Origin of the sequence: Citrobacter sp. wls716, from assembly GCF_005280975.1 — a bacterium.
In the GTDB taxonomy this organism is placed as follows: domain Bacteria; phylum Pseudomonadota; class Gammaproteobacteria; order Enterobacterales; family Enterobacteriaceae; genus Citrobacter; species Citrobacter youngae.
On the sequence record NZ_SZWX01000053.1, the window covers coordinates 18441 to 44123 of the forward strand.

Here is a 25683-nt window from a genome sequence, read left to right on the forward strand (position 1 = left end):
ATTAGATCGTACAGTCCTTGTAGGCCTGGTAAGCGCAGCGCCATCAGGCATCCCCCGAAACCGGCACTACCGCCGGTTTCTGCGGTTTTGACCGCACCGCAATCACCACGCCTATTATCAGCAGCGCAATACCGCTTACCGTCAGCAGCGGCGGAAATTCCTTGCGCAGAATAAAGGTGTACAGCAGGCCAGCCAGCGTTTCGAAGACAATCAACGGGCCGAGGATCACCGTCGGCAGCTTCTGGCTGGCGACGTTCCAGCACAGTGCGCCAACCCACGAACACAAGACCGCAATGGCTATCATCAGGCCGATAAACACGCCTGGACGCGGACCGAAGGGCAGAGCGAAGTCCGGCGTTTGCCCGTTCAGCCACAGGCAGGCGGCAACATAGCCGAGCAGAGAAACAGGCAGCGTCACCAGTGCCTGGGCCGTCGCCCACATCATCGGGTGCTTATCCGGATTCTCGCGCAGCCAGCGGGCATTACGCAGCGCATACCACGCCCAACACACCACCGAAATCAGCGCCAGTGCGATGCCAGAGCCATATCGCCAGCCGCTAAAGTCGGGGAGTCCCTGATTCAGCTCTGAGATATTCACGCACAGCAGGCCTATACCAATCAACACCAGCGCAGGCGACAAACGCCACCATGATAATTTGCCGTCACGCTGGCTGTAGAGCAGGTTAGCGAAGAGCGGGATCACCACCGGCAATGTACCAATAATCATCGTGGAGACCGGTGCGCCGGTGCGCTGGATAGCGCTTGCCAGACAAACGTAATAAATCAGATTGCCCATCAGGGTTAACGCCAGAGCGGTTACCCAGTCTTTACGCGTCAACTGACGCAGTCGTCCGCGACCCAGCCAGGCAATCGGCAATGCGATCAGCCCCAGCGCCAGATAACGCCCCATCGACTGTAACACCGCCGGGTATTCCGGAACGATCAGCGGCCCAACAAAAATTAATCCCCACATCAGCCCGGCCAGCAGGGCATACAACACACCGCTAATCATTTTTGACATCCACATCGCTTAACATAAGGTCGAGTGTAGGCAGGAAAAATGCCGCCGTATTGTATGAGATTGCTGATCAACGCCGGACGACTTGTTTCTGATAACGTACCGGCGTAATGCCGTAGCGATGGGTAAAGGCGCGGGTGAGATGCGACTGGTCGGTGAGGCCGGTTGCGGCGGCGACCTCTGCGGCGGGCATACCGTAGGTAAGAAAACCTTTGGCTCGCCACAGACGGATCGCCATCAGCATCTGGTGCGGCGTGACGTGGAAATGCAATTTGAACTGGCGCTGAAAATGCCAGGGACTCAGCGATGCCACCCGCGCCAGTTCATCGAGCGTGACCGGGTGCATGTAATTATCGTGCAGATACTCGCGCACGCGTTCAAAGCGATGCGCCCCCTCCGGTAATACCGGCGCATGGCGGGCCAGCGGTTGGAACGTGTCGATCAGATCGAGTAATAATCCTTTTTGCGCCAGCGGATCTTCCGTGTTCCACAGGCCGTGGATCAGTGAGCAGATCTGGCGCGAGCGCAGCGGATCGTGACGCGTTACGTCATGGAACCACCAGTGGCGGATCCCGGTGACCTCTTCCAGAAGATCGGGCTCAAGATAGATCATCCGATAGCGCCAGCCGTCGGCGGTTTCGGCCTCGCCGGTATGCAGCTCATCGGGATTCATGGTGACGACGGAATGGGCGGGGGCCACGTACTGCGTGCCGCGATAGCGAAAACGCTCGGCTCCGGCTTCTATCGCGCCAATGCCGAACGCTTCATGGGTGTGCGGCTCAAAGGCGTAACGTGAGATGTGCGCATGATACAGCTCTACGCCCGGCACCTGCGCCAGATGGCGAAAGCGGGCGCTGTCTTTCTCATCAATAAACTGCTCAGGTACACCTTGCACGTTTTCTCTCCCCACGCATCATCCTGTCATTATCAGAGAGGATGCGCGGGGATGCCACCACAATTAACTAATTTTTAACACTTACACGATGCCTTTGACGCTGTCAGCCAGCGAGGTGGTCGGGCGACCAATCAGTTTGCTTAGCGTATGGCTGTCGTCGAACAGACCGCCTTTGGAGGCGCCAGTGTCTGAGTCAGCCAGCATGTCCGCCAGCCCGGCTGGTAGACCAAAGCCCTTTAGTGCGGCGGCAAAGTCAGTTTCGCTCAGGTTCTGATACACCACTTTTTTACCGCTCTGTTTTGCCAGTTCGGCAGCCAACTGGCTCAGGGTCCAGCCTGCGTCGCCCGCCAGCTCATAGGTTTTACCGGCGTGACCGTCTTCACTGATGACGCGCGCGGCGGCAGCGGCATAGTCGGCGCGGGTCGCTGAGGCAATTTTGCCTTCACCTGCAGCCCCGATAAATACGCCGTGTTCCAGCGCGGCCGGTGCGCTGGCGAGATAGTTTTCGGTGTACCAGCCGTTACGCAGTAGCGCGTAGGCGATACCGGATTCAGCCAGCATCTTCTCGGTTGCGATATGCTCATCAGCCAATCCCAGTGGGGAAGAGTCGGCATGTAGCAGGCTGGTGTAGGCGATAAATTTCACGTGGGCAGCTTTCGCCGCGTTAATTACGTTGCGATGCTGCGGGGCGCGTTGACCCACTTCGCTCGACGAGATCAGCAGTAGCTTGTCGATACCCTGTAGGGCAGCTGTAAAGGCGGTTTCATCGCTGTAATCCGCCTGACGAACGGTAATGCCCTGCTGGCTAAGCGCCGTCGCTTTCGCAGGGTTACGCACGATTGCCACAATCTGGCTGGCAGGAACGGTTTTCAGCAGAGATTCAATAACGTGTTGGCCCAGTTGGCCGGTGGCGCCGGTAATCGCGATCATGGGGTGACTCCTTGGTATTGGTCTTGTGTTTAAACACGCTAACACCTAAACTAACTTTTAGTAAGTACGCACAAAAAGGTAAGTATGAAAATGACAGCTTCGACGCTCTCCCAGCAGTTACGCGATGGCAACTTGTTTGCCGAACAGTGTCCCTCCCGCGAGGTGTTAAAACACGTCACCAGCCGCTGGGGCGTATTGATTCTGGTGGCGCTGCGCGACGGTACGCACCGGTTCAGCGATTTGCGCCGTAAGATGGGCGGCGTCAGTGAAAAGATGCTGGCGCAATCTCTGCAGGCGCTGGAGCAGGACGGGTTTATCAACCGGGTATCGTATCCGGTCGTACCGCCGCATGTGGAGTATAGCCTGACGTCGTTGGGTGAGCAGGTGAGCGATAAAGTCGCCGCACTGGCGGACTGGATAGAACTGAATTTGCCGCAGGTTTTAGCGCAGCGGGAAGAGCGGGCGGCGTAAAGTATTGCCGGATGGCGGCTAACGCCTTATCCGGCACTAAAGTTACTTACTCAAATCCAACTGATAAATGGCGAAACCGATGTCATCGGTCGCGACTTTTTTCAGCGGATACTGGCCTTTCTCTTTAATAAACGCCGCGGCTTTATCAGACGGTGATGTTTCAAAGCGAATATCCAGTGGCGTATCGCTGTGAATTGGCGCCAGACGCCAGTTGTTATCTGCCGCCGGATGAATTTCACCGGCACGCTTCGTCTCCGCACCAATCCACGCGGCCAGCACCGAGCGGTTTTCATCCGGAGAAGCAAACGCGATGTGGCTGTCGCCGGTTCCGGCAAACTTACCGCCGTAGGCGCGGTAGTTGTTGGTCGCGACGAGGAAGGTGGCATTCGGATCGATTGGTTTGCCGTTAAAGGTCAGGTTTTTAATACGTTCCGCTTTCGGATTAATGGTCTGACATTCCCCGTCGTAGCGGGCGGGTTGTGAAACATCAATCTGATAATTCACGCCATCAATCACGTCGAAATTATAGGTACGGAAGCCGTCCCAGTTAATCAACGACTGTGGTTTGCTGCTGTGGATATCAATCTGATTGAACTGCCCGGCGGAACATTCCAGCCACTCTTTCACCTCTTTACCGCTGGCTTTCACCACCACCAGAGTATTGGGATAGAGATACAAATCGGCGGCGTTACGGAAGGTAAGCTGACCTTTTTCGACTTCTACAAAGCTTGCCGGATCGTTCTTACGCCCACCGACCTTAAACGGCGCAGCGGCGGAAAGTACCGGCAGTTTCGCCAGATCCGGATCGCCCTGAATAAAGTGTTCCACATAGGCTTTCTGCGCGTTGTTCACCACCTGTACGGTCGGGTCATCCTGTACCAGCGCCAGATAACTGTACATATTGTCGGCGGATTTACCGATCGGTTTGCTCACAAACTCACGCGTGGCATCGTGATCGGCTTTCAGGATCTCAACGATTTTTTTGTCTTCTGCTGCCAGTGATTTTTTCGCTGCCGCGTCATAAATCGGGCGTGCTTCAGCTTTCGACTGGGTGACCTGCCATTTACCGCTGTCGTTATTCAGCACTAAATCCACCACCCCCAGATGATCGCCCCACATGCCCGGCATCACCGCAGGAACGCCATTGAGCGTACCTTTTGTGATATCAGCACCTTTGATGTTGGCAAAGTCTTTACCGGGGAAAACGGCGTGAGCGTGACCAAACATAATGGCATCCACGCCCGGGACTTCACTGAGGTAGTAAACGGAGTTCTCCGCCATTGTCTGATACGGGTCGGCTGAAAGCCCGGAGTGAGCTACCACCACCACCACATTCGCGCCTTTGGCTCGCATCTCAGGCACGTATTTACGTGCGGTTTCGGTGATGTCGTTCACCGTCACTTTACCGCTGAGGTTGGCTTTATCCCAGGTCATGATCTGCGGCGGCACAAAACCGATATAGCCTATCTTCAGCGTCTGCTTGTTCCCTTGCTGGTCGACAACCTCAGTGTCTTTGATCAGATAAGGCGTAAACAGCGGCTTTTTGGTCTTAACGTCGATGATATTGGCATTAACGTAAGGGAACTTCGCCCCGGCTAGTGCGTTGTGCAGATACTCAAGACCGTAGTTGAATTCATGGTTGCCGAGGTTACCCACCGCGTAATCCAGCGTATTCAGCGCCTTATAGACCGGGTGAGTTTCGCCCGCTTTCAGCCCCTTGGCCGCCATGTAATCCCCGAGCGGACTGCCCTGAATCAAATCGCCGTTATCAACCAGCACGCTGTTTTTGACTTCACCACGCGCAGCGTTGATAAGACTCGCCGTACGCACCAGGCCAAATTTTTCAGTCGCCGTATCTTTGTAATAATCGAAATCCATCATATTGCTATGCAAATCAGTTGTTTCCATTATCCGTAGATCGACGGTCGCGGCATTCACACTGGCTGCAATCAGCGTTGCCAGAAGCGTTGCACTAAACTTAATCATCAGGGGCATCCTTTTAAGATCTAAGCCACAAAAGAAAATGTATATAAATCTTCTTGCTTACAGAACTGTGAATCATGACATGAATATAGCGTTTAAAACCGCAGACGCTATCACAGTTGGCGGATCCCCTGGCGATCGGGTATAAGTAAAACAACGAGTTAACACCACGAAAGAAACGAGGTGGAGAATGTTAGAACATGTATGCCAGCTTGCACGGAACGCGGGCGATGCCATTATGCAGGTCTACGATGGACTCAAACCGATGGAGATTACCAGCAAGCAGGACGATTCTCCGGTCACGGCGGCAGACATCGCAGCGCACACTGTGATCCTCGAGGGATTACTGGCGCTGACGCCGGATATTCCGGTTCTGTCTGAAGAGGCGCCTCCGGGCTGGGATGTTCGTCAACACTGGCAGCGCTACTGGTTGGTCGATCCGCTGGATGGGACCAAAGAGTTCATTAAGCGTAACGGTGAATTTACCGTTAACATTGCGCTTATCGAGAAGGGAAAGCCGGTTCTGGGCGTGGTTTACGCGCCGGTAATGAAAGTGATGTACAGCGCAGCAGAAGGTAAAGCGTGGAAAGAAGAGTGCGGCGTGCGCAAACAAATCCAGGTGCGTGATGCGCGTCCGCCGCTGGTGGTGATTAGCCGCTCCCATGCCGACAATGAGTTAAAAGAGTATCTGCAACAGTTGGGTGAGCACCAGACCACCTCGATTGGTTCCTCGCTGAAGTTCTGCCTGGTGGCGGAAGGGCAGGCGCAACTGTATCCGCGTTTTGGACCCACAAACGTGTGGGACACCGCTGCGGGCCACGCGGTTGCTGCCGCAGCCGGAGCGCACGTTCACGACTGGCAGGGGAAACCTCTGGATTACACCCCACGTGAATCGTTCCTCAACCCCGGCTTCCGCGTCTCTATTTACTGAGCAGTTTGTGCAGCAGGGCAATCACCTGCTGCACCTCATCCTGCGTTAGCGCCCCATCTTTTGCCCACTGTACGCGTCCGTCTTTGTCGAGAACGACGATAGCGGAGCTCTCTTCATCCAGTTGCCAGGCCTTACGCGCAATGCCATTGCTGTCGACAATGAATTGCGACCACGGGTAGAGCTTCTTATTGCTCTCCAGACTGCTGCGCACAAACATACCGGAGCCGGGAATGGCGTCATCGGTGTTGACGATAGTGGTGGTCTGGTATTTATCATGCGGCAGATTGGCCGCTTTGATGGCTTCAATCAGTGTCGCATTTTTCTCTTTGGCGGAGGTACGTCCAGCGATGTGTTGCACAATACGGACTTTCCCTGGCAGTTGCGCGCTATTCCAGCTTTTGTAGCTAAACTTATCGTTATCAAGAATCAGTTCGCCGCGATCGGCAATACCCACCGGCGGCACGCGCTGGTTAGTCTCAAACGAATGTGCGGAGGCAATCATCGGCAGCAGCAGGCACGATAGGGCCAGCAGTTTTTGTAAGGTCATGGGTTTTCCTTCTTTCTTTATTTTGCAGGTGATCCGACCACTTGGGCCTGGAATTTAATCATATGTGCGAATGATGCTTTTTCCCGCAAGCGCGATGCCAGTTTGCGGACGGGCGCACAAATCCTGCGAAAAATGAAGGCTTATACTGAAGACAGCGAAGCGTTGAAAAGATAATTCTGAATAATTGTAACCTGAAGGTAAATAAACTTATACACGCTGGAAACATCGTTCAGATAGTCTATAGTCATAAGGCATTAAAATTTGCGCCTGAGGATTGTCGGACCGATTGTGGTACCGCAAAGGCGTAACGCTCAGCAGGAGATACAATGAAAATTTTCCAACGATACAACCCGCTGCAGGTGGCGAAGTACGTGAAGATCCTGTTTCGTGGACGGTTATATATCAAGGACGTAGGCGCTTTTGAGTTTGATAAGGGTAAGATTCTTATCCCAAAAGTGAAGGACAAACTGCATTTTTCTGTTATGTCCGAAGTTAACCGTCAGGTCTTGCGTCTGCAAACTGAGATGGCTTGATCAAAGTGCTATGCAGTAGTTAAAAAAACGGCTCCTGATGGGAGCCGTTGATGTTTCTGGCGGGATTACGCTTTGGTCTCTTCTTTTGCATCCGGCAGCTTTGGTACCAGAACGGTAGGTTTGCTGTCCAGGCGCGTCACCAGCAGCTGATCGATCTTGTAGTTATCGATATCCACCACTTCAAATTTGTAGCCAGAATACTTCACCGAGTCGGTGCGTTTCGGGATTTTACGCAGCATGAACATCATGAAACCGCCGATGGTTTCATAGTTGCCGGACTGCGGAAACTCGTCGATATCCAGCACACGCATCACGTCATCAATCGGCGTACCACCATCAACTAACCATGAGTTCTCATCACGCGCCACAATCTGTTCTTCCAGACCCTGGCCGACTAAGTCACCCATCAGTGTCGTCATTACGTCATTAAGCGTAATAATCCCCACCACCAGTGCATACTCGTTCATGATGACGGCAAAGTCTTCACCTGCGGTTTTGAAGCTTTCCAGCGCTTCTGAGAGCGTCAGCGTATCCGGAACAATCAGCGTATTGCGGATCTGTACGCCGCTGTTCAGCGCCATGCTTTGATTTGCCAGTACGCGGTTGAGGAGATCCTTTGAATCAACATAGCCAATGATGTGGTCGATATCTTCGTTACAGACCAGAAACTTGGAATGCGGATGTTCCGCCACTTTGTTCTTCAGGCTCTGTTCATCTTCGTGCAGATCAAACCAGATAACGTTTTCGCGCGAGGTCATTGAAGACGGCACGGTACGGGATTCCAGTTCAAATACGTTTTCGATCAGCTCATGTTCCTGCTTGCGCAGAACCCCTGCCAATGCGCCGGCTTCTACTACGGCGTAAATATCGTCCGAGGTGATGTCGTCTTTGCGCACCATCGGGATCTTAAACAGACGGAAAATGTTATTTGCCAGACCATTAAAGAACCATACCAGCGGGCGGAACACGAGCAGACAGAAGCGCATCGGGTTGATGATACGCAAAGCTACAGCTTCTGGCGCAATCATACCGATGCGTTTCGGGGTTAAATCCGCGAACAGGATGAACAGACCAGTCACCAGGGAGAACGACAGAATAAAGCTTAACTGTTCGGACAGCTCTGGGGCGAAGTATTTCGAGAACAGACCGTTAAATGCCGGTGAAAACGCCGCGTCACCGACGATACCGCCAAGAATAGCAACCGCATTAAGACCAATTTGCACAACGGTAAAGAACATGCCGGGGTTTTCCTGCATCTTCAAAACACGCTGTGCGTTTACGTTGCCTTCATCGGCAAGCAGTTTAAGTTTGATTTTGCGTGACGCAGCAAGCGAGATCTCGGATATCGAGAAAAACGCACTCACGGCGATCAGGCAGAGAATGACTAAAATACTGTTTAACATATCTTATCCGACCGTTAAGGCCAGATCCTCGGAAGGGATAAATTGATAAATCTGTGTGAAATACACATTGAAAACCGGTCCGAAGGGAGTGGACCGGCAATTTCAGGAGCTAGTATAGCGTAAGGTACTGTAAAGCCGCCAGAGGGCGGCGATTATCCTTGCGGCGGCAGGCAAACGCCTATGCCGCCAATGCCACAGTATCCATAAGGGTTTTTATGCAGATACTGCTGGTGATCGTCCTCGGCGTAGTAGAACGGGGTCGCCGTGCTGATTTCCGTCGTAATCTCGCGTTCATCGCCTGCGGCGGTCATTGCTGCCTGAAAACGCTCAAGGCTGGCTTTTGCGGCGGCGGTTTGTTCCGGCGTTAACGGGTAAATGGCGGAGCGATACTGCGTACCCTGGTCGTTCCCCTGACGCATGCCCTGCGCCGGATCGTGATTTTCCCAGAACACCTGCAGCAGTTGTTCGTAGCTGATAACATGCGGGTCATAGACGACGCGTACCGCTTCGGCGTGTCCGGTATCGCCGGAACAGACTTCCCGATAGGTTGGGTTAGGGGTATAGCCACCGGTGTAGCCGGCTGCGGTGCTATATACGCCGGGTAATGACCAGAATAAACGTTCAACGCCCCAGAAGCATCCCATGGCGAAATAAGCTATCTCCATACCATCGGGCACGTTGGTCATCGAATGTTGGTTAACCGCATGCAGCGTTGCCACTGGCATCGGGGTGTTGCGTCCAGGTAGGGCATCTGCTTGAGTAACGAGATGCTTTCTATCAAATAAACTCATGGCCGTTCTCCCGAAATCAGTCATTTGGGTTAAGGTTGTAACGAGACGCGTCTTTGCCCAAAATAAACAGCGTGAATGCGTCTAGAGTTAAACATAAGAAATATTTGGGTTGTCGTCTGTTTTTCAACTCTTATTGTTGATTTTTTGTTAAGCCGAGGAACGGCATAGTATTTTTTTCCAGGGGTGGAAAAAAGGATATTCAGGAGAAAATGTGCCACATATCCGTCAGTTATGTTGGGTGGGATTACTGTGCTTAAGTGGCTCCGCCGCTGCTGCGAATGTTCGCTTACAGGTCGAAGGATTATCAGGGCCGCTGGAGAAAAACGTCCGTGCGCAGCTGTCCACGATTCAAAGTGACGAAGTCACACCAGACCGACGCTTTCGTGCGCGCGTTGATGATGCTATCCGCGAAGGGCTAAAAGCGCTGGGCTACTTTGAGCCGACCATTGATTTTGAACTGCGTCCGCCGCCGGCGAAAGGACGCCAGGTGCTGATTGCCAAAGTGACTCCCGGTGAGCCGGTGCTGATTGGCGGCACAGAAGTGATTCTGCGCGGTGGCGCACGTACGGATAAAGATTACCTGGATCTGCTGAAAACACGCCCGGCAATCGGCACCGTGCTGAATCAGGGCGATTATGACAGCTTCAAAAAGTCGCTCACCAGCGTGGCATTGCGTAAAGGCTATTTCGACAGCGAATTTAATAAAAGTCAGCTCGGAATTGCACTCGATCGCCGCCAGGCATTCTGGGATATTGATTACAACAGCGGAGAGCGCTACCGCTTTGGCCATGTCACTTTTGAAGGTTCGCAAATTCGCGATGAGTACCTGCAAAACCTGGTGCCGTTCAAAGAGGGCAAAGAGTACGAGTCGAAAGATCTGGCAGAGCTAAACCGTCGCCTTTCGGCAACCGGATGGTTTAATTCCGTGGTGGTGGCGCCTGAATTTGATAAAGCCCGTGAAACCAAAGTACTGCCGCTAAAAGGCGTGGTCTCGCCGCGCACCGAAAATACCATCGAAACCGGGGCCGGCTACTCTACTGACGTGGGACCGCGGTTGAAAACCTCGTGGAAAAAGCCGTGGATGAACTCCTACGGCCATAGCCTGACCACCAGTGCCAGTATTTCTGCGCCCGAGCAGGTCCTTGATTTCAGCTATAAAATGCCGCTGTTAAAGAACCCGCTGGAGCAGTATTACCTGGTGCAGGGGGGCTTTAAGCGTACCGATTTAAACGACACCGAGCAGGACTCAACCACGCTCGCGGTCTCCCGCTACTGGGATCTGTCGAGTGGCTGGCAGCGTGCAATCAACCTGCGCTGGAGCCTCGACCACTTTACCCAGGGTAACGTCACCAATACCACCATGCTGCTTTATCCGGGGGTGATGATTAGCCGGACGCGCTCGCGCGGCGGCCTGATGCCCGTCTGGGGCGACTCCCAACGTTATTCCATCGATTACTCCAACACAGCCTGGGGTTCAGACGTTGATTTCTCCGTTTTCCAGGCGCAGAACGTCTGGATCCGTACACTGTACGACAAACACCGTTTTGTGATGCGCGGTAACCTTGGCTGGATTGAAACCGGTGACTTCGACAAAGTCCCGCCAGATCTGCGTTTCTTCGCCGGGGGCGACCGTAGTATCCGCGGCTACAAATACAAATCTATTTCACCCGAAGGCAGCGACGGCAAGCTGAAAGGGGCCTCGAAGCTGGCGACGGGCTCGCTGGAATACCAGTACAACGTGACCGGGAAATGGTGGGGCGCGATGTTTGTCGATAGCGGTGAAGCGGTCAGCGATATTCGCAAAAGCGATTTCAAAACCGGTGCCGGGGTTGGCGTTCGCTGGCAATCGCCGGTCGGACCTATCAAGCTCGACTTTGCCGTCCCGGTCGGCGACAAAGATGAACATGGTTTACAGTTTTACATCGGTCTGGGGCCTGAATTATGAGTTTATGGAAGAAGATAAGCCTCGGGGTACTGGTTGTTATCCTGCTGTTGTTAGGTACCGTCGCGTTCCTGGTGGGGACAACCTCCGGTCTGCATCTGGTCTTCAAGGCAGCTAATCGCTGGGTGCCTGGGCTGGAGATCGGTCAGGTCACCGGCGGCTGGCGGGATTTATCACTGAAAAATATTCGTTATGACCAGCCCGGCGTGGCGGTGAATGCTGGCGAAGTACATCTGGCCGTGGGGCTTAATTGCCTGTGGAACAGCAGTCTGTGCGTCAACGATCTGTCGCTGAAAAATATCAACGTAGCGATCGACAGCAAAAAAATGCCACCATCAGCGCCGGTGGAGGAAGAAGAGAGCGGTCCGCTTAACCTTTCCACGCCTTACCCCATCACGCTTTCACACGTGGCGCTTAACAACATCAATATCAAAATTGATGACACCACGGTTTCCGTGCTGGGTTTTACCTCTGGCCTGAACTGGCAGGAAAAAACGCTGACCCTGAAGCCAACGTCATTGCAGGGGCTGCTGATTGCCCTGCCTAAAGTGGCGGAAGTGGCACAGGAAGAGGTCGTTGAACCAAAAATTCAAAACCCGCAGCCGGATGAAAAACCGCTCGGCGAAACGCTAAAAGATCTGTTCTCAAAGCCGGTGCTGCCGGAAATGGCCGATGTGCATCTGCCGCTCAATCTCAATATTGAAGAATTTCGCGGCGAGCAGCTGCGCGTGACCGGGGATACGGATCTCACGGTACATAACCTGCTGCTGAAAGTGAGCAGCATTGACGGCAACATGAAGCTGGACGCGCTGGATATCGACTCGAATCAGGGGGCGGTAAAAGCCAGCGGCACGGCGCAGCTCACCGACACATGGCCGGTCGATATTACGTTAAACAGCACGCTGAACATCGACCCGTTAAAAGGCGAAAAGGTGAAGCTGAAGGTCGGCGGCGCGCTGCGTGACCAACTGGAAGTCGGCATAAACCTGTCCGGTCCGGTGGATATGGATCTGCGGGCGCAAACGCGTCTGGCGGAAGCCGGGTTGCCGCTCAATCTGGAAGTGGTGAGTAAGCAGATTTACTGGCCGTTTACCGGCGACAAACAGTTTCAGGCCGATGACATCAAGCTCAAGCTGACCGGCAAGATGACCGACTACACGTTGTCGATGCGTACCGCCGTGAAGGGACAGGATATTCCTCCAGCTACCATCACGCTGGACGCTAAAGGCAACGAACAGCAGATCAATCTCGACAAACTCTGCGTTGCGGCGCTGGAAGGAAAAACCGAGCTGAAAGCGCTGGTGGACTGGCAGCAGGCGATCAGCTGGCGCGGAGAGTTGACGCTGGATGGCATCAATACGGCAAAAGAGATCCCGGACTGGCCGTCAAAACTGAATGGTCTGGTGAAAACCCGCGGCAGTCTGTATGGCGGAAGCTGGCAGATGGAGGTTCCGGAGCTGAAGCTGACCGGGAATGTAAAACAGAATAAGGTCAATGTGAACGGTTCGCTGAAGGGGAACAGTTACCTGCAATGGATCATTCCGGGCCTGCATCTGGAGCTGGGACGCAACAGTGCGGACGTAAAAGGTGAACTGGGGGTTAAAGACCTCAACCTCGACGCGATGATTGATGCCCCAAGCCTGGATAACGCGCTGCCGGGGCTGGGCGGTACGGCGAAAGGGCTGGTAAAAGTTCGCGGTACGGTTGAAGCACCACAGCTGCTGGCGGATATCACCGCCCGTGGTCTGCGCTGGCAGGAACTTTCCGTCGCTCAGGTACGCGTCGAAGGCGACGTGAAATCGGCCGAGCAAATCGCCGGTAATCTCAATGTTCGCGTAGAGCGGATTGTACAACCTGACGTGAATATCGGCCTCGTGACGCTCAACGCGAAAGGCAGTGAAAAGCAACATGAATTACAGCTACGCATTCAGGGGGAGCCGGTTTCCGGGCAACTGGATCTGGCAGGCAGCTTCGATCGCAAAGAACAGCGCTGGAAAGGGGCGTTGAGCAATACCCGCTTCCAGACGCCGGTTGGTCCGTGGTCGCTTAACCGCGCGATTGCGCTTGATTACCGTAATCAGGAACAGAAAATCAGCATTGGGCCACACTGCTGGAATAACCCGAATGCGGAACTGTGCGTGCCACAGACGATTGATGCGGGCGCGGAAGGGCGCGCGGTGGTGAATCTGAACCGTTTCGATCTGGCAATGCTGAAACCGTTTATGCCGGAGACAACCCAGGCCAGCGGCGTGTTCACCGGTAAAGCCGATGTGAGCTGGGACACCACCAAAGAGGGGCTGCCGCAGGGACAGGTCACGCTAAGTGGGCGTAACGTGAAGGTCACCCAGAGCGTAAACGATGCCGCGTTACCGGTGGCGTTTGAGACGCTGAATCTGACCGCTGACCTGCACAACAACCGTGCTGAACTGGGCTGGCTGATTCGCCTGACCAACAACGGGCAGTTCGACGGCCAGGTGCAGGTAACAGACCCGCAAGGACGCCGTAATCTGGGCGGTAACGTCAATATTCGCAACTTCAATCTGGCGATGGTGAACCCTATCTTCTCGAGAGGTGAAAAAGCCGCGGGAATGATCAACGCCAACCTGCGTCTGGGCGGCGATGTGCAAAGCCCACAACTGCTTGGACAACTGCAACTGAGCGGTCTGGATATCGACGGCAACTTTATGCCGTTTGACATGCAGCCCAGCCAGTTAGCCGTTAACTTCACCGGAACGCGTTCGACGTTAGCGGGCGTGGTGCGTACGCAGCAGGGGCAGATTAACCTGAGCGGCGATGCCGACTGGAGTCAGATAGACAACTGGCGGGCGCGGGTCGCGGCTAAAGGCAGTAGGGTTCGTATTACCGTACCGCCGATGGTTCGTCTGGATGTCTCTCCGGACGTGGTCTTTGAAGCCACGCCGAGTCTGTTTACCCTGGATGGCAACGTGGATGTGCCGTGGGCGCGTATCGTGGTGCACGACCTGCCGGAAAGTGCGGTAGGGGTGTCCAGCGACATGGTCATGCTCAACGACAACCTGCAGCCAGAGAAGCCGCAAAGCGCCGGTATTCCGATCAACAGCAACCTGAACATTCATGTAGGCAACAACGTACGTATTGATGCTTTTGGTCTGAAAGCGCGTCTGACGGGCGATCTGAAAGTTGCGCAGGATAAGCAGGGGCTGGGGCTGAACGGACAAATTAATATCCCGAGCGGTCGCTTCCATGCCTATGGTCAGGATCTGATTGTGCGTAAGGGCGAGCTGTTGTTCTCCGGCCCGCCGGATCAGCCGTTGCTTAACATCGAAGCGATTCGTAACCCGGATGCCACCGAAGACGATGTGATCGCCGGCGTTCGCGTCACCGGCACTGCTGATGAACCGAAAGCGGAGATCTTCTCTGACCCGGCAATGTCGCAGCAAATGGCGCTTTCCTACCTGCTGCGCGGACAAGGGCTGGACAGCGAGCAGAGCGACAGCGCGGCGATGACCTCAATGCTTATTGGCCTGGGGGTTGCACAAAGTGGTCAGGTTGTGGGTAAAATCGGGGAGACATTTGGCGTAAGCAATCTGGCACTGGACACGCAAGGGGTGGGTGACTCCTCTCAGGTGGTTGTCAGCGGATACGTACTGCCAGGTCTGCAGGTGAAATATGGTGTGGGTATATTTGACTCCTTAGCGACACTCACGCTACGTTATCGTCTGATGCCTAAGCTATATCTGGAAGCCGTGTCTGGCGTAGATCAGGCACTTGATTTGCTCTATCAGTTCGAGTTTTAGCAATGCGAATATTTGTCTACGGCAGTTTACGAACCAAACAAGGCAACAGCCACTGGATGACCAATGCCCTGTTGCTGGGAAATTTCAGTATCGACAACTACCAGTTGTACAGCCTGGGCCACTATCCAGGCGCAGTTCCGGGGAACGGAACGGTACACGGGGAAGTTTATCGTATTGACAACGCCACGCTGGCAGAGCTTGACGCTCTGCGTACGCGAGGTGGCGAATATGCACGCCAGTTAATTCAGACGCCGTACGGAAGTGCATGGATGTACGTGTACCAACGTTCAGTCGAGGGATTAACGCTGATTGAAAGCGGTAACTGGTTAGACCGAGACCAGTACTGATATATCGCTACGAGAATAAACAACGCCGCCTTCGGGTGGCGTTGTTTATTTAAGGCTTAAAACTCTACGCGCGCGCCGAGATTATAGCGACGGCCTTCCACCTGCGCGGATTCATTCCACGCGGTAGTCAGCTTCGGATCCTCATCCAGCACGTTGTAGACCCCTGCCATCAACTGCGTGTGCTTATTGAGCTGATAACGTACGCCCACATCAACCATTGTGTAGTCATCGTACTTGTAGTTATTACCACTATTGCGGTTACTGCTGCGATAGTTCACCGTACTCCACACGTCGAGACTCTGTGTTGCCGCCCAGGTCAGCGACAGATTCGCCATATGACGCGGGTAGTCGTTTAGCGCGTAGCCTTTATTGGCGCCGCTTTTCTGCTCGCTGTGGTTCCAGGTGTAGTTAGCGTTGGCTTTCACATCGGCGCTAATTTGCCAGTCGGCATTCAGCTCAATGCCGTATACGTCTGCCTCACTGACGTTAAAGTATTTACTGACGGAATCTGCTTTGTAGCCATTCACTGAGCACTGGTTTGTCGCCGAGGTTTCACAAATGGTTTGTTCAGCGATTTTGTCTTTGAACTGGGTATAGAAGACCGTGCTATCCAGCGCCAGCGCATCGCCCGTCCAGTAGAGGCCCAGTTCAGAGTTAACGCTTTTCTCTGGTTTCAGGTCGTCATTACCTACCGTCAGGAAGGGATAAGGCACGGTTGAGCCGTAAGGGGTGACGAAGTTGCTGGACGTTGCTCGCAGCTCTGGTTTTTTATAGCCAGCGGAAACGCCGCCTTTTAGCGCCCAGGCATCGCTGAAGGCCCAGTTGCCGTACATTTTTGGCGTAATATGTGTACCAAAGTTATCGTCCTGATCCATACGCGCCGAAGTGGTCAGGATGAAATCGTCAATACTCCAGCCATCTTCAGCAAACAGCGCCCAGCCGTTGCGGCTGATTTTGGTTACCGGCTCTGAGCCGGGCAGCGTTTTGTTAGCCACATCAAAGCGGTCATTTAACTCTTCGCGGGTAAAATTCGCCCCGATGGTCAGTTTATGGTTGTCGAGTGTAAATGTGGTTTGCGAATTAGCGACATAGTTTTCCATCTGTACATACTGTGGGGACTGACCGTCATAAACGTATTTTGAGCGACCCTTTTCGTAGTTGATGTAGTTGGTCGTCGCGATGGTGTCATCTGCATACCAGCCGGTATGTGTCAGGGTGGCGGCGTTACGATCGAACAGCCATGACCATGGCGCGCCGCGTTTCTGAGTGCGATTTTTCTCCTGCTCGCCGGTGACAACGTTGAGGTCGAACAGGTTGTTTTCGCTGGCGGCCAGGCCCAAAGTCATATCAATGGATTTACGGTTGTGTTTGCCGAAATAGTCATTGCGATCGTCATCGCGACGGTCGAGCCAGTCGGCCGCTACGCTAAGGCCGAGAACATCTGGCACAATCGGCCCCATGGTAAACAGATTCATCTGGCTGGTATTACCCAAATACTGGTGTTCCTGAAGCCAGGTATTCTCCGCAATCGCCGTCGTCCAGTCTTTCGCGCCGTACGGCTTTTTGGTAATCACGTTGACCACACCGCCGATGGCATCTGAGCCGTACAGCGAGGACATTGGCCCGCGGATAACTTCGATACGCTCAATGGCCTCCATTGGCGGTAAGAAGTTGGCTTCAGTACCGATATCATGGCCGTATGGGCGCGACTCACCGGTATTTTGTTTGACACTGTTGACCATAAAAGCGGTATAGGACGGGTCCATACCGCGGATCATAATGCTGCCCGCATTCATGCCGCTGCTGTTGGTAACCGAGACGCCAGGAAGGTTTTTAATCGCTTCACCAATGCTACGGTCCGGCTGAATATCCAGCGTTTTACGATCGATAACTGAAATGGTGGCCGGCGCTTCGCGCTTTTGCTGCGAGAACCCGGATGCGGTGATCACCATTTCATCTTCATTATTGCGTGAGGTTTCGGTGAGTTCTTCTGCCTGAGTGGGGAAAATAACCCCGCCAGAGAATGCAACGATCCCTGTCAGCGTAATAAGTTGACGCGTTTTCATAATATAAGACACCTGAAAAGTAAAAAATAAAAGCATCACCTTGCAACCCGGAAAAGCTGCAAGGTGTAAGAAGCGTTTTTAATTATTAATATTTAGAGAGATCGATTTTCAGCACGTAATCGGGCTTTACGCCAATCATTTCTTCCGGCTGTTTTACGCTGACATACAAGGTGTTAGCGTCCTGAGAAAGTGCAAGACTGTTAGGTAACGCAGTGGTTTCAATGCTTTGTTTTACCTGATAAGTCTTGCTGTCCACAATGCTGATGCGCTTTGCATTGCGGTGGGTGATATACACTTCCTGGCGTTTTTCGTTATATATAACTGCCAAAGAGTTAATGACCTTAATTGGCGCAATAACTTTGCCAGTATTAATATCGACAACCAAAACATCTGCTAAATCCGGATCGGTCAGGAACGCGCGGTTATTTTTTGCATCCAGCGCAATATTCAGGAAGAAATGTTTTTTAGTGGGTTCAATGGAAAAGCGGCTAATGATTTTGTGGCTGCTGGTGTCCAGCGTAATCAGCTCGTTTCTGCCATTCACCACATACAGGCGGTTCTTATTTGCATCCACCGCCATACCGGTCGGATACTGACCCATATTTTCAATGGTGGCGATTTTTTCGCGCTTTTGCGTATCCACTACCCAGACAATGCCTTTTTCAGCCACGCCGGAAACGTACAGACGGTGATGCTGCTTATCGAGCACCATTTCACGCGTATGGACGATTTCCTTTGGATTTTTGGTCTCGCTCAGTTGCAGTATCGCCAACTCTTTACCGCTGCGGGTATCAATTAGCGTTACCGAACCTTCCAGCGTGTTGCCCACATATAGCACCTGATTTTCTTCGTCAAGCGCGGTGGCAAAGGCACGACGGCTGGTGTCGATGACTTCGGTGGTTGTGAGTTTTTCCAGATCGAGTTTGTAGATAAGCCCGCGGGTTTTGTCTTTATCAAACGACGGAGACGAGGCGGCAAAGAGCGTGTTCTGCTGACTATCAACCGCCAGTTCATACACGCCGTTTCCGACGTCGTGGGTCAGAAAATCTTTCTCAGGTAGCGTCTGCGCCACGCTGGGCAGGCTGGTAAATAACAGTGCTGTGGCGAGCGCCACACAAGAATAGTGTTTCAGGGACTTCACAGTGTGGAGGTTCATTGACTTTTATTCACATTTATTTACATGTTGCGAATGATAATGAGATCTAATCTCATTCGCAATTAAGATAAATGAAATGTGACTACCCAATCTGGTAGGTCAAAAAGAAACCAGCGGGATACCGGGAAAATAAAGGGAGGAAAAGCACAGGCATAAAAAAACCCTTACTAACCAGAGGCTGGTGTTCAGGGTTTTCAGAGCAGGCGAACTTACTTCTTCGCGCGCTCGAAGGAAGCAACGATTTCAGCTTTAGCGGCTTCAGCGTTGTCCCAACCGTCAACTTTTACCCATTTGCCTGCTTCGAGGTCTTTGTAGTGCTCGAAGAAGTGGGTGATCTGCGCTTTCAGCAGGTCCGGCAGGTCGGTCACATCTTTAATGTGATCGTATTCTTTGCTCAGTTTGGTGTGCGGTACCGCAACCAGTTTTGCATCTTCGCCGGATTCGTCGGTCATTTTCAGTACGCCAACCGGACGGCAGCGGATCACTGAACCTGGCTCCAGCGGATACGGAGTCGGGACCAGAACGTCTACCGGATCACCATCCAGAGACAGGGTGTGGTTGATGTAACCGTAGTTGCACGGATAGAACATCGCGGTGGACATGAAGCGGTCAACGAACAGGGCGCCGCTCTCTTTGTCAACTTCGTATTTGATCGGATCTGCGTTTGCAGGGATCTCGATAACAACGTAGATATCTTCCGGCAGATCTTTACCGGCAGGGACGTTGAGTAAGCTCATGTCTGTTTCCTTTAAATAAGCTATGGCAAACAAGTGGCGGGTATTATAGCCAACTCGCGCCGAATGTCTCCGCTTGTTTTCGATTTCGCGGCGCACATTTTCTTCTTTTCCCTTCTCTTTTGTGACAGAAAAATCCATATCTTCAGCCGCATTTTTCATAGTGATATGAAAGCGATTACAAAGTTGTGATTAACGTTTTATTTACTTTTTTGAAGTGTGATGTAACGCAATTCGTTACATGCTCAATTGTCTATAGTTTTTTCGCGACTGTTTATTAACCAACAATAATCCCCCTACGAGGACGCACTTATGTGGAAGCGCTTACTTTTAGTCACAGCAGTTTCGACAGCCATGTCGTCTATGGCATTGGCAGCCCCTTTAACCGTAGGATTTTCGCAGGTTGGCTCTGAATCCGGCTGGCGCGCGGCGGAAACCAATGTGGCGAAAAGCGAGGCCGAAAAGCGAGGTATTACGCTGAAAATCGCTGACGGCCAGCAAAAACAGGAAAACCAGATTAAAGCCGTACGCTCATTTGTTGCGCAGGGCGTAGATGCCATCTTCATTGCGCCGGTCGTGGCAACGGGTTGGGAGCCGGTGTTAAAAGAAGCGAAAGATGCCAACATTCCGGTCTTTTTGCTCGATCGTTCCATCGATGTAAAAGACAAATCTCTCTATATGACCACCGTTACCGCCAATAACGTGCTGGAAGGTAAATTAATCGGCGACTGGCTGATTAAAGAGGTGAACGGCAAACCGTGTAACGTCGTTGAGCTGCAAGGGACCGTCGGGGCCAGCGTGGCGATTGACCGTAAAAAAGGTTTTGCCGAAGCCATCGCCAGCGCGCCAAACATCAAAATTATTCGCTCTCAGTCCGGGGACTTCACCCGCAGCAAAGGCAAAGAAGTGATGGAGAGCTTTATCAAAGCTGAAAACAACGGCAAGAACATCTGCATGGTTTACGCTCACAACGATGACATGGTGATCGGGGCTATCCAGGCGATCAAAGAAGCGGGTCTGAAGCCGGGCAAAGATATTCTGACCGGTTCAATCGACGGCGTACCGGATATCTATAAAGCGATGATTGATGGCGAAGCCAACGCCAGCGTCGAACTGACGCCAAATATGGCAGGGCCGGCATTCGATGCGCTGGAGAAATTCAAGAAAGACGGCACGATGCCTGAGAAGCTGACCATTACCAAATCTATCCTCTATCTGCCGGATACGGCGAAAGAAGAGTTAGAGAAGAAGAAAAACATGGGCTACTAGTTTTGCTGTCGGTCTTCCGTAGGCCGGATAAGGCGTTACGCCGCCATCCGGCATTTATTGCCTGATGGCGCTGCGCTTATCAGGCCTACGAAACGCCGTGATTTCGTTCCGGAGGAATACCATGACCACCGACCAACATCAGGAGATCCTCCGCACCGAAGGATTAAGTAAATTTTTTCCCGGCGTCAAAGCACTGGATAACGTGGATTTCAGTCTGCGTCGGGGCGAGATTATGGCGCTGCTGGGGGAAAACGGAGCCGGCAAATCGACGCTCATCAAAGCGCTGACCGGCGTTTACCATGCAGATCGCGGCACTATCTGGCTCGAAGGCCAACCGATCTCCCCCAAAAATACCGCCCATGCCCAGCAACTGGGGATTGGCACCGTGTATCAGGAAGTGAACCTGCTGCCCAATATGTCGGTGGCAGATAACCTGTTTATTGGCCGTGAACCACGGCGTTTTGGTCTGCTACAGCGTAAGCAGATGGAAAAACGCGCGACGGAGCTGATGGCGTCATACGGTTTTTCCCTCGACGTCCGCGAGCCGCTGAACCGCTTTTCCGTGGCGATGCAGCAGATAGTTGCCATCTGTCGGGCAATAGATCTCTCCGCGAAAGTGCTGATCCTCGACGAACCCACCGCCAGCCTCGATACCCAGGAAGTTGAAATGCTGTTCGGCCTGATGCGTCATCTGCGCGATCGCGGTGTCAGCCTGATCTTCGTCACTCATTTCCTCGATCAGGTTTATCAGGTCAGCGATCGCATCACCGTTCTGCGTAACGGCGGCTTCGTTGGCTGCCGTGAAACCCGGGAATTACCGCAAATTGAACTGGTCAAAATGATGCTGGGTCGCGAACTGGATACCCATGCGCTACAGCGTGCGGGCCGCACATTGCTGAGCGATAAGCCGGTGGCGGCCTTTAGCGACTTTGGCAAAAAAGGCACCATCGCGCCGTTTGATCTACAGGTGCGTCCCGGTGAGATCGTCGGTCTCGCAGGACTGCTGGGATCCGGGCGAACGGAAACGGCCGAGGTGATCTTCGGCATTAAACCCGCCGACAGCGGCAGTGCGCTGATCAAAGGCAAACCGCAGACCTTGCGATCGCCGCATCAGGCTTCGTGTCTGGGGATCGGCTTCTGCCCGGAGGATCGCAAAACGGATGGCATCATCGCCGCGGCTTCGGTACGGGAAAATATCATTCTGGCCCTGCAGGCGCAGCGTGGCTGGCTGCGGCCTATCCCACGGAAAGAACAAAACGAGATTGCCGAGCGTTTTATCCGCCAGCTCGGAATTCGTACCCCCAACGCTGAACAGCCGATCGAGTTTCTCTCCGGCGGTAATCAGCAAAAAGTTTTGCTCTCGCGCTGGTTGCTGACCAAACCGCAGTTCCTGATCCTCGATGAACCCACGCGCGGGATCGACGTCGGCGCGCATGCGGAGATTATCCGACTGATCGAAACGCTGTGCGCGGATGGTCTGGCGCTGCTGGTGATTTCATCCGAACTGGAAGAGTTAGTGGGTTATGCCGATCGGGTCATTATTATGCGCGATCGCAAACAGGTAGCCGAGATCCCACTGGCTGAACTGTCCGTACCGGCGATCATGAATGCCATTGCGGCCTAAGGAGACTATGGTGATGCCTCAATCTCTCCCTCAATCCAACACCGCGAAACGACGGTTCCGTTGGCCAAAAGGTATGCCGCAACTGGTGGCGCTACTGCTGGTGCTGCTGGTCGACAGCCTGGTGGCCCCGCACTTCTACCAGGTGGTTTTGCAGGATGGTCGGCTGTTTGGTAGCCCGATTGATATTCTCAACCGTGCCGCTCCCGTGGCGCTGCTGGCGATTGGTATGACGCTGGTGATTGCCACTGGCGGCATCGATCTTTCCGTTGGCGCGGTGATGGCTATTGCAGGGGCGACCACCGCGGCGATGACGGTGGCCGGGCACAGTCTGCCGGTGGTGCTGTTTGCCGCCTTAGGCTCCGGCATTCTGGCCGGGTTGTGGAACGGGATTCTGGTGGCAATCCTCAAGATCCAGCCGTTTGTTGCGACACTTATCCTGATGGTGGCCGGGCGTGGAGTGGCGCAGCTTATCACTTCCGGGCAGATCGTCACTTTCAACTCGCCCGAGCTGTCGTGGTTTGGCAGCGGCTCGCTGTTACTGTTCCCCACGCCGGTGATTATCGCGCTGCTGACGCTGGTCGCCTTTTGGCTGCTAACGCGTAAAACGGCGCTGGGCATGTTCATTGAAGCGGTGGGCATTAACATTCGTGCGGCGAAAAACGCCGGGGTGAATACCCGCATCATTGTGATGCTCACTTATGTGCTGAGCGGCCTGTGTGCGGCTATCGCCGGTATTATCGTCACGGCGGATATTCGTGGGGCAGATGCCAATAACGCCGGATTATGGCTGGAGCTGGATGCCATCCTGGCGGTGGTTATTGGCGGTGGCTCGCTGATGGGCGGGCGCTTTAACCTGCTGCTATCGGTAATTGGCGCGTTGATCATTCAGGGGATGAACACCGGGATTTTGCTGTCGGGCTTCCAGCCGGAACTGAATCAGGTGGTCAAAGCCATCGTGGTGTTGTGCGTGCTGGTCGTGCAGTCACAACGCTTTATCAGCCTGATAAAAGGAGTGCGCGGTCATGATAAAACGTAATTTACCGCTGATGATCACCCTCGGCGTGTTTGTGCTGGGCTACCTTTACTGCCTGACGCAATTCCCGGCTTTTGCTTCCACCCGGGTGATTTGCAATATCCTGACCGATAACGCTTTTTTAGGGATTATTGCCGTGGGCATGACTTTCGTCATTCTCTCCGGGGGGATTGATCTTTCCGTCGGGTCGGTGATTGCCTTTACGGGGGTATTTTTAGCAAAGGCGATTGGTTACTGGGGGATTTCGCCACTGCTGGCGTTTCCTTTGATTCTGGCAATGGGCTGCGCGTTTGGCGCGTTTATGGGGCTACTGATTGATGCGCTGAAGATCCCGGCATTCATTATTACACTGGCGGGAATGTTCTTCCTGCGCGGCGTCAGCTATCTGGTCTCTGAAGAGTCGATCCCAATTAACCATCCGATCTATGACACGCTCTCAAGCCTGGCATGGAAAATTCCTGGCGGCGGTCGCCTGAGCGCGATGGGGTTGTTAATGCTGGGCGTGGTGGTGATTGGCATCTTCCTTGCGCATCGTACGCGCTTTGGTAATCAGGTTTACGCCATTGGCGGCAACGCCACCTCTGCTAACCTGATGGGCATTTCTACTCGCAGCACAACGATCCGCATTTATATGCTGTCTACCGGGCTTGCTACGCTGGCCGGCATTGTCTTTTCCATTTACACCCAGGCGGGTTATGCGCTGGCGGGCGTTGGCGTTGAGCTGGATGCGATTGCCTCAGTGGTGATTGGCGGAACGCTGCTAAGTGGTGGGGTCGGTACGGTGTTAGGGACGTTGTTTGGCGTTGCCATTCAGGGGCTGATCCAGACCTACATTAATTTTGATGGCACATTAAGTTCCTGGTGGACGAAGATCGCGATTGGCATTTTATTGTTTATTTTTATAGCGTTACAACGCGGTCTGACGGTGCTTTGGGAAAATCGTCAGAGCTCGTCGGTAACCCGAGTGGGTACGGCGGCAACACCAAAGTAACATCATGATTTTGCACAAAACATTTAAATACCTAAACTTTTTCCGGTTGTAGTCGATAGGTTCTGTACAGGTCTGTTTTAACCCTACAACCGGAAATATAACGATGCCAAAATCCCTTTCAATTCGATCAAGTTTGTTGGTGTTATTGTCTTTGCTGACGTTTCTTCTGTTGCTGACCGGCGGTATGGGGCTTTATGCCGCTACCCGCGTTATTAACTCTTTGGTTTATCACGGTATTATGAGTGCTGCCATGTTGGCTGCCATTGTGTTGCTGGCGGTCATTTGGTTTATGCTGCGAAATAAGTTTCTTAAACCGCTGGATAGCATAGTGGAGCAACTGGAACGTCTGGCGACGGGGGATTTGTCGCCTGTTAGCGCGTTATCGGCCAGCGCCGAATTCAACCGCCTGAACGCGGCAATGGATAACATGCGCCATGCGCTGGGCGACTCAGTACAACGCGTACGCGATGCCAGCTCGCAAATTGATATTGGCAGTCGTGAACTGACGGCCGGGAACCAGCATCTGGCACAACGTACAGAATCCACCGCCACGTCGCTGGAACAGACCGCCGCCAGTATGGAAGAACTCACCGCGACCGTGAAACAGAATGCGCAGAACGCGGAGCAGGCGCATCAGCTGGCAAAATCGGTATCGGATACCGCCGATAGGGGCAGTGAGATGGTGTGTTATGTAATTGAAAAAATGCGCGATATTTCCGGTAGCTCCAGCCGAATTGCCGATATCCTCAGTGTGATTGACGGTATTGCTTTCCAGACCAATATCCTTGCGCTTAACGCCTCCGTTGAAGCGGCGCGCGCGGGTGAGCAAGGCCGTGGTTTTGCGGTGGTAGCAGGGGAAGTACGCAATCTTGCCAGCCGGAGCGCCGAGGCGGCAAAAGAGATCCGTACATTGATCAGCGATTCCCATACGCATGTGGGTGAGGGAAGTGAACTGGCGCAGCAGGCGGGTGAAACCATGGATGAGATTGCGACCGAGGTCATGCGTATGACCAAACTGATGCGTGAAATTGCCAGTGCGTCCCAGGAACAGAGTCGCGGCATTGAGCAGGTGAATATTGCGGTGATTCAGATGGATGAAACGGCGCAGCAAAATGCGGCGCTGGTACAGCAGTCATCAGCGGCTACCCGCTCGCTGGAAGAGCAGTCTTCAGCGCTAATCGAAGCCATGGCCGTATTTAAGCTACAGACAGCCTAACCGAACGTAGGCCTGATAAGGCGAAGC

General features: G+C 53.3%; 21 protein-coding genes. 11 read left to right on the forward strand and 10 right to left on the reverse strand.

Features of this window, described 5'->3' with window-relative positions; all coding sequences use genetic code 11:
• Positions 1-43: 43 nt before the first annotated feature.
• The 3 genes from FDX24_RS20085 to FDX24_RS20095 form a co-directional block, all read right to left on the reverse strand.
• Positions 44-1012 carry a DMT family transporter gene (locus tag FDX24_RS20085; RefSeq protein WP_137364872.1) on the reverse strand — a complete coding sequence of 323 codons (969 nt, stop codon included), beginning with the start codon at positions 1010-1012 and terminating at the stop codon, positions 44-46.
• A 76-nt stretch (positions 1013-1088) separates the two neighbouring features.
• Positions 1089-1913 (reverse strand): AraC family transcriptional regulator, encoded by an 825-nt coding sequence (locus tag FDX24_RS20090; protein ID WP_048213486.1) that lies wholly within the window; start codon positions 1911-1913, stop codon positions 1089-1091.
• 81 nt (positions 1914-1994) lie between these two features.
• Positions 1995-2843 carry an SDR family oxidoreductase gene (locus tag FDX24_RS20095; protein WP_137364811.1) on the reverse strand — a complete coding sequence of 283 codons (849 nt, stop codon included), beginning with the start codon at positions 2841-2843 and terminating at the stop codon, positions 1995-1997.
• Positions 2844-2933: 90 nt separating this feature from the next.
• Here FDX24_RS20095 and FDX24_RS20100 point away from each other — a divergent pair, with 90 nt between their 5' ends.
• The gene (locus FDX24_RS20100) at positions 2934-3314 is read left to right on the forward strand and encodes a helix-turn-helix domain-containing protein (RefSeq protein WP_048213485.1); all 381 of its coding nucleotides are present in this window, start codon (positions 2934-2936) and stop codon (positions 3312-3314) included.
• A gap of 42 nt (positions 3315-3356) precedes the next feature.
• Here the strand turns inward: FDX24_RS20100 and cpdB are convergent, their stop codons facing one another.
• Positions 3357-5300: a 2',3'-cyclic-nucleotide 2'-phosphodiesterase gene (gene cpdB / locus FDX24_RS20105; protein ID WP_137364812.1), complete on the reverse strand. Its 1944-nt coding sequence runs from the start codon at positions 5298-5300 to the stop codon at positions 3357-3359.
• A gap of 187 nt (positions 5301-5487) precedes the next feature.
• Here cpdB and cysQ point away from each other — a divergent pair, with 187 nt between their 5' ends.
• Positions 5488-6228, forward strand: a complete 741-nt coding sequence (gene cysQ, locus FDX24_RS20110; RefSeq protein ID WP_115601090.1) for a 3'(2'),5'-bisphosphate nucleotidase CysQ — start codon at positions 5488-5490, stop codon at positions 6226-6228.
• Here cysQ and FDX24_RS20115 read toward each other — a convergent pair.
• Complete coding sequence (locus FDX24_RS20115; RefSeq protein ID WP_048212864.1) at positions 6218-6775, reverse strand: YtfJ family protein; 558 nt, start codon at positions 6773-6775, stop codon at positions 6218-6220. The two genes, cysQ and FDX24_RS20115, sit on opposite strands and share 11 nt — an antisense overlap.
• A gap of 326 nt (positions 6776-7101) precedes the next feature.
• Between FDX24_RS20115 and FDX24_RS20120 the strand changes: the two genes are divergently transcribed.
• Positions 7102-7308 (forward strand): DUF1107 domain-containing protein, encoded by a 207-nt coding sequence (locus tag FDX24_RS20120; RefSeq protein ID WP_003025710.1) that lies wholly within the window; start codon positions 7102-7104, stop codon positions 7306-7308.
• A 65-nt stretch (positions 7309-7373) separates the two neighbouring features.
• On the opposite strand, the gene FDX24_RS20125 is transcribed toward FDX24_RS20120, so the two are convergent.
• Together FDX24_RS20125 and msrA are read right to left on the reverse strand one after the other, a co-directional pair.
• Positions 7374-8711, reverse strand: coding sequence for a hemolysin family protein (locus FDX24_RS20125; RefSeq protein ID WP_061067115.1), 1338 nt, complete (start codon positions 8709-8711; stop codon positions 7374-7376).
• Positions 8712-8863: 152 nt separating this feature from the next.
• Positions 8864-9502: a peptide-methionine (S)-S-oxide reductase MsrA gene (gene msrA, locus FDX24_RS20130; RefSeq protein WP_137364813.1), complete on the reverse strand. Its 639-nt coding sequence runs from the start codon at positions 9500-9502 to the stop codon at positions 8864-8866.
• A gap of 211 nt (positions 9503-9713) precedes the next feature.
• Between msrA and tamA the strand changes: the two genes are divergently transcribed.
• Genes tamA through FDX24_RS20145 form a run of 3 tightly spaced genes read left to right on the forward strand, consistent with a single transcriptional unit; the run spans position 9714 to position 15567 of the window.
• Positions 9714-11447 (forward strand): autotransporter assembly complex protein TamA, encoded by a 1734-nt coding sequence (gene tamA, locus FDX24_RS20135; protein ID WP_048212861.1) that lies wholly within the window; start codon positions 9714-9716, stop codon positions 11445-11447.
• Positions 11444-15220 carry an autotransporter assembly complex protein TamB gene (gene tamB, locus FDX24_RS20140; protein ID WP_137364814.1) on the forward strand — a complete coding sequence of 1259 codons (3777 nt, stop codon included), beginning with the start codon at positions 11444-11446 and terminating at the stop codon, positions 15218-15220. Before tamA ends, tamB begins: the two co-directional genes overlap by 4 nt.
• A gap of 2 nt (positions 15221-15222) precedes the next feature.
• Positions 15223-15567 carry a gamma-glutamylcyclotransferase gene (locus FDX24_RS20145; protein WP_048212859.1) on the forward strand — a complete coding sequence of 115 codons (345 nt, stop codon included), beginning with the start codon at positions 15223-15225 and terminating at the stop codon, positions 15565-15567.
• 56 nt (positions 15568-15623) lie between these two features.
• On the opposite strand, the gene FDX24_RS20150 is transcribed toward FDX24_RS20145, so the two are convergent.
• From FDX24_RS20150 to ppa, 3 genes are all read right to left on the reverse strand, one after another.
• Entirely contained in the window at positions 15624-17633 is a 2010-nt protein-coding gene (locus tag FDX24_RS20150; RefSeq protein WP_137364815.1) for a TonB-dependent receptor domain-containing protein, read from the reverse strand.
• Between the two features lie 85 nt (positions 17634-17718).
• The gene (locus FDX24_RS20155; RefSeq protein ID WP_121585388.1) at positions 17719-18789 is read right to left on the reverse strand and encodes a YncE family protein; all 1071 of its coding nucleotides are present in this window, start codon (positions 18787-18789) and stop codon (positions 17719-17721) included.
• 209 nt (positions 18790-18998) lie between these two features.
• Positions 18999-19526 (reverse strand): inorganic diphosphatase, encoded by a 528-nt coding sequence (gene ppa, locus FDX24_RS20160; RefSeq protein ID WP_048212857.1) that lies wholly within the window; start codon positions 19524-19526, stop codon positions 18999-19001.
• A gap of 309 nt (positions 19527-19835) precedes the next feature.
• On the opposite strand from ppa, the gene ytfQ reads away from it, so the two are divergent.
• The 5 genes from ytfQ (at position 19836) to FDX24_RS20185 (ending at position 25656) form a co-directional block, all read left to right on the forward strand.
• A complete protein-coding gene (gene ytfQ, locus FDX24_RS20165) occupies positions 19836-20792 on the forward strand; it encodes a galactofuranose ABC transporter substrate-binding protein YtfQ (RefSeq protein WP_048212856.1) in 957 nt (318 codons plus the stop codon).
• Between the two features lie 121 nt (positions 20793-20913).
• On the forward strand, positions 20914-22416 hold the full coding sequence (gene ytfR, locus FDX24_RS20170; protein WP_016149467.1) for a galactofuranose ABC transporter, ATP-binding protein YtfR: 1503 nt from the start codon (positions 20914-20916) through the stop codon (positions 22414-22416).
• A gap of 13 nt (positions 22417-22429) precedes the next feature.
• The gene (gene ytfT, locus FDX24_RS20175; protein WP_137364816.1) at positions 22430-23452 is read left to right on the forward strand and encodes a galactofuranose ABC transporter, ATP-binding protein YtfT; all 1023 of its coding nucleotides are present in this window, start codon (positions 22430-22432) and stop codon (positions 23450-23452) included.
• The gene (gene yjfF, locus FDX24_RS20180) at positions 23439-24440 is read left to right on the forward strand and encodes a galactofuranose ABC transporter, permease protein YjfF (RefSeq protein ID WP_137364817.1); all 1002 of its coding nucleotides are present in this window, start codon (positions 23439-23441) and stop codon (positions 24438-24440) included. The genes ytfT and yjfF overlap by 14 nt, the downstream gene beginning before the upstream one ends.
• Before the next feature lie 103 nt (positions 24441-24543).
• Positions 24544-25656: a methyl-accepting chemotaxis protein gene (locus FDX24_RS20185; RefSeq protein ID WP_082759565.1), complete on the forward strand. Its 1113-nt coding sequence runs from the start codon at positions 24544-24546 to the stop codon at positions 25654-25656.
• Positions 25657-25683 lie beyond the last annotated feature (27 nt).

Bases quoted from the DNA above. Each gene is read 5' to 3' on its own strand.
- FDX24_RS20095 (WP_137364811.1), bottom strand. From the start codon at position 2,843: ATGATCGCGATTACCGGCGCCACCGGCCAACTGGGCCAACACGTTATT.
- msrA (WP_137364813.1), bottom strand. From the start codon at position 9,502: ATGAGTTTATTTGATAGAAAGCATCTCGTTACTCAAGCAGATGCCCTA.
- cpdB (WP_137364812.1), bottom strand. From the start codon at position 5,300: ATGATTAAGTTTAGTGCAACGCTTCTGGCAACGCTGATTGCAGCCAGT.
- FDX24_RS20150 (WP_137364815.1), bottom strand. From the start codon at position 17,633: ATGAAAACGCGTCAACTTATTACGCTGACAGGGATCGTTGCATTCTCT.
- ytfR (WP_016149467.1), top strand. From the start codon at position 20,914: ATGACCACCGACCAACATCAGGAGATCCTCCGCACCGAAGGATTAAGT.
- tamB (WP_137364814.1), top strand. From the start codon at position 11,444: ATGAGTTTATGGAAGAAGATAAGCCTCGGGGTACTGGTTGTTATCCTG.
- ytfT (WP_137364816.1), top strand. From the start codon at position 22,430: ATGCCTCAATCTCTCCCTCAATCCAACACCGCGAAACGACGGTTCCGT.
- FDX24_RS20100 (WP_048213485.1), top strand. From the start codon at position 2,934: ATGACAGCTTCGACGCTCTCCCAGCAGTTACGCGATGGCAACTTGTTT.
- ytfQ (WP_048212856.1), top strand. From the start codon at position 19,836: ATGTGGAAGCGCTTACTTTTAGTCACAGCAGTTTCGACAGCCATGTCG.
- FDX24_RS20125 (WP_061067115.1), bottom strand. From the start codon at position 8,711: ATGTTAAACAGTATTTTAGTCATTCTCTGCCTGATCGCCGTGAGTGCG.
- FDX24_RS20145 (WP_048212859.1), top strand. From the start codon at position 15,223: ATGCGAATATTTGTCTACGGCAGTTTACGAACCAAACAAGGCAACAGC.
- yjfF (WP_137364817.1), top strand. From the start codon at position 23,439: ATGATAAAACGTAATTTACCGCTGATGATCACCCTCGGCGTGTTTGTG.
- FDX24_RS20085 (WP_137364872.1), bottom strand. From the start codon at position 1,012: ATGATTAGCGGTGTGTTGTATGCCCTGCTGGCCGGGCTGATGTGGGGA.
- cysQ (WP_115601090.1), top strand. From the start codon at position 5,488: ATGTTAGAACATGTATGCCAGCTTGCACGGAACGCGGGCGATGCCATT.
- FDX24_RS20185 (WP_082759565.1), top strand. From the start codon at position 24,544: ATGCCAAAATCCCTTTCAATTCGATCAAGTTTGTTGGTGTTATTGTCT.
- FDX24_RS20115 (WP_048212864.1), bottom strand. From the start codon at position 6,775: ATGACCTTACAAAAACTGCTGGCCCTATCGTGCCTGCTGCTGCCGATG.
- FDX24_RS20120 (WP_003025710.1), top strand. From the start codon at position 7,102: ATGAAAATTTTCCAACGATACAACCCGCTGCAGGTGGCGAAGTACGTG.
- ppa (WP_048212857.1), bottom strand. From the start codon at position 19,526: ATGAGCTTACTCAACGTCCCTGCCGGTAAAGATCTGCCGGAAGATATC.
- FDX24_RS20155 (WP_121585388.1), bottom strand. From the start codon at position 18,789: ATGAACCTCCACACTGTGAAGTCCCTGAAACACTATTCTTGTGTGGCG.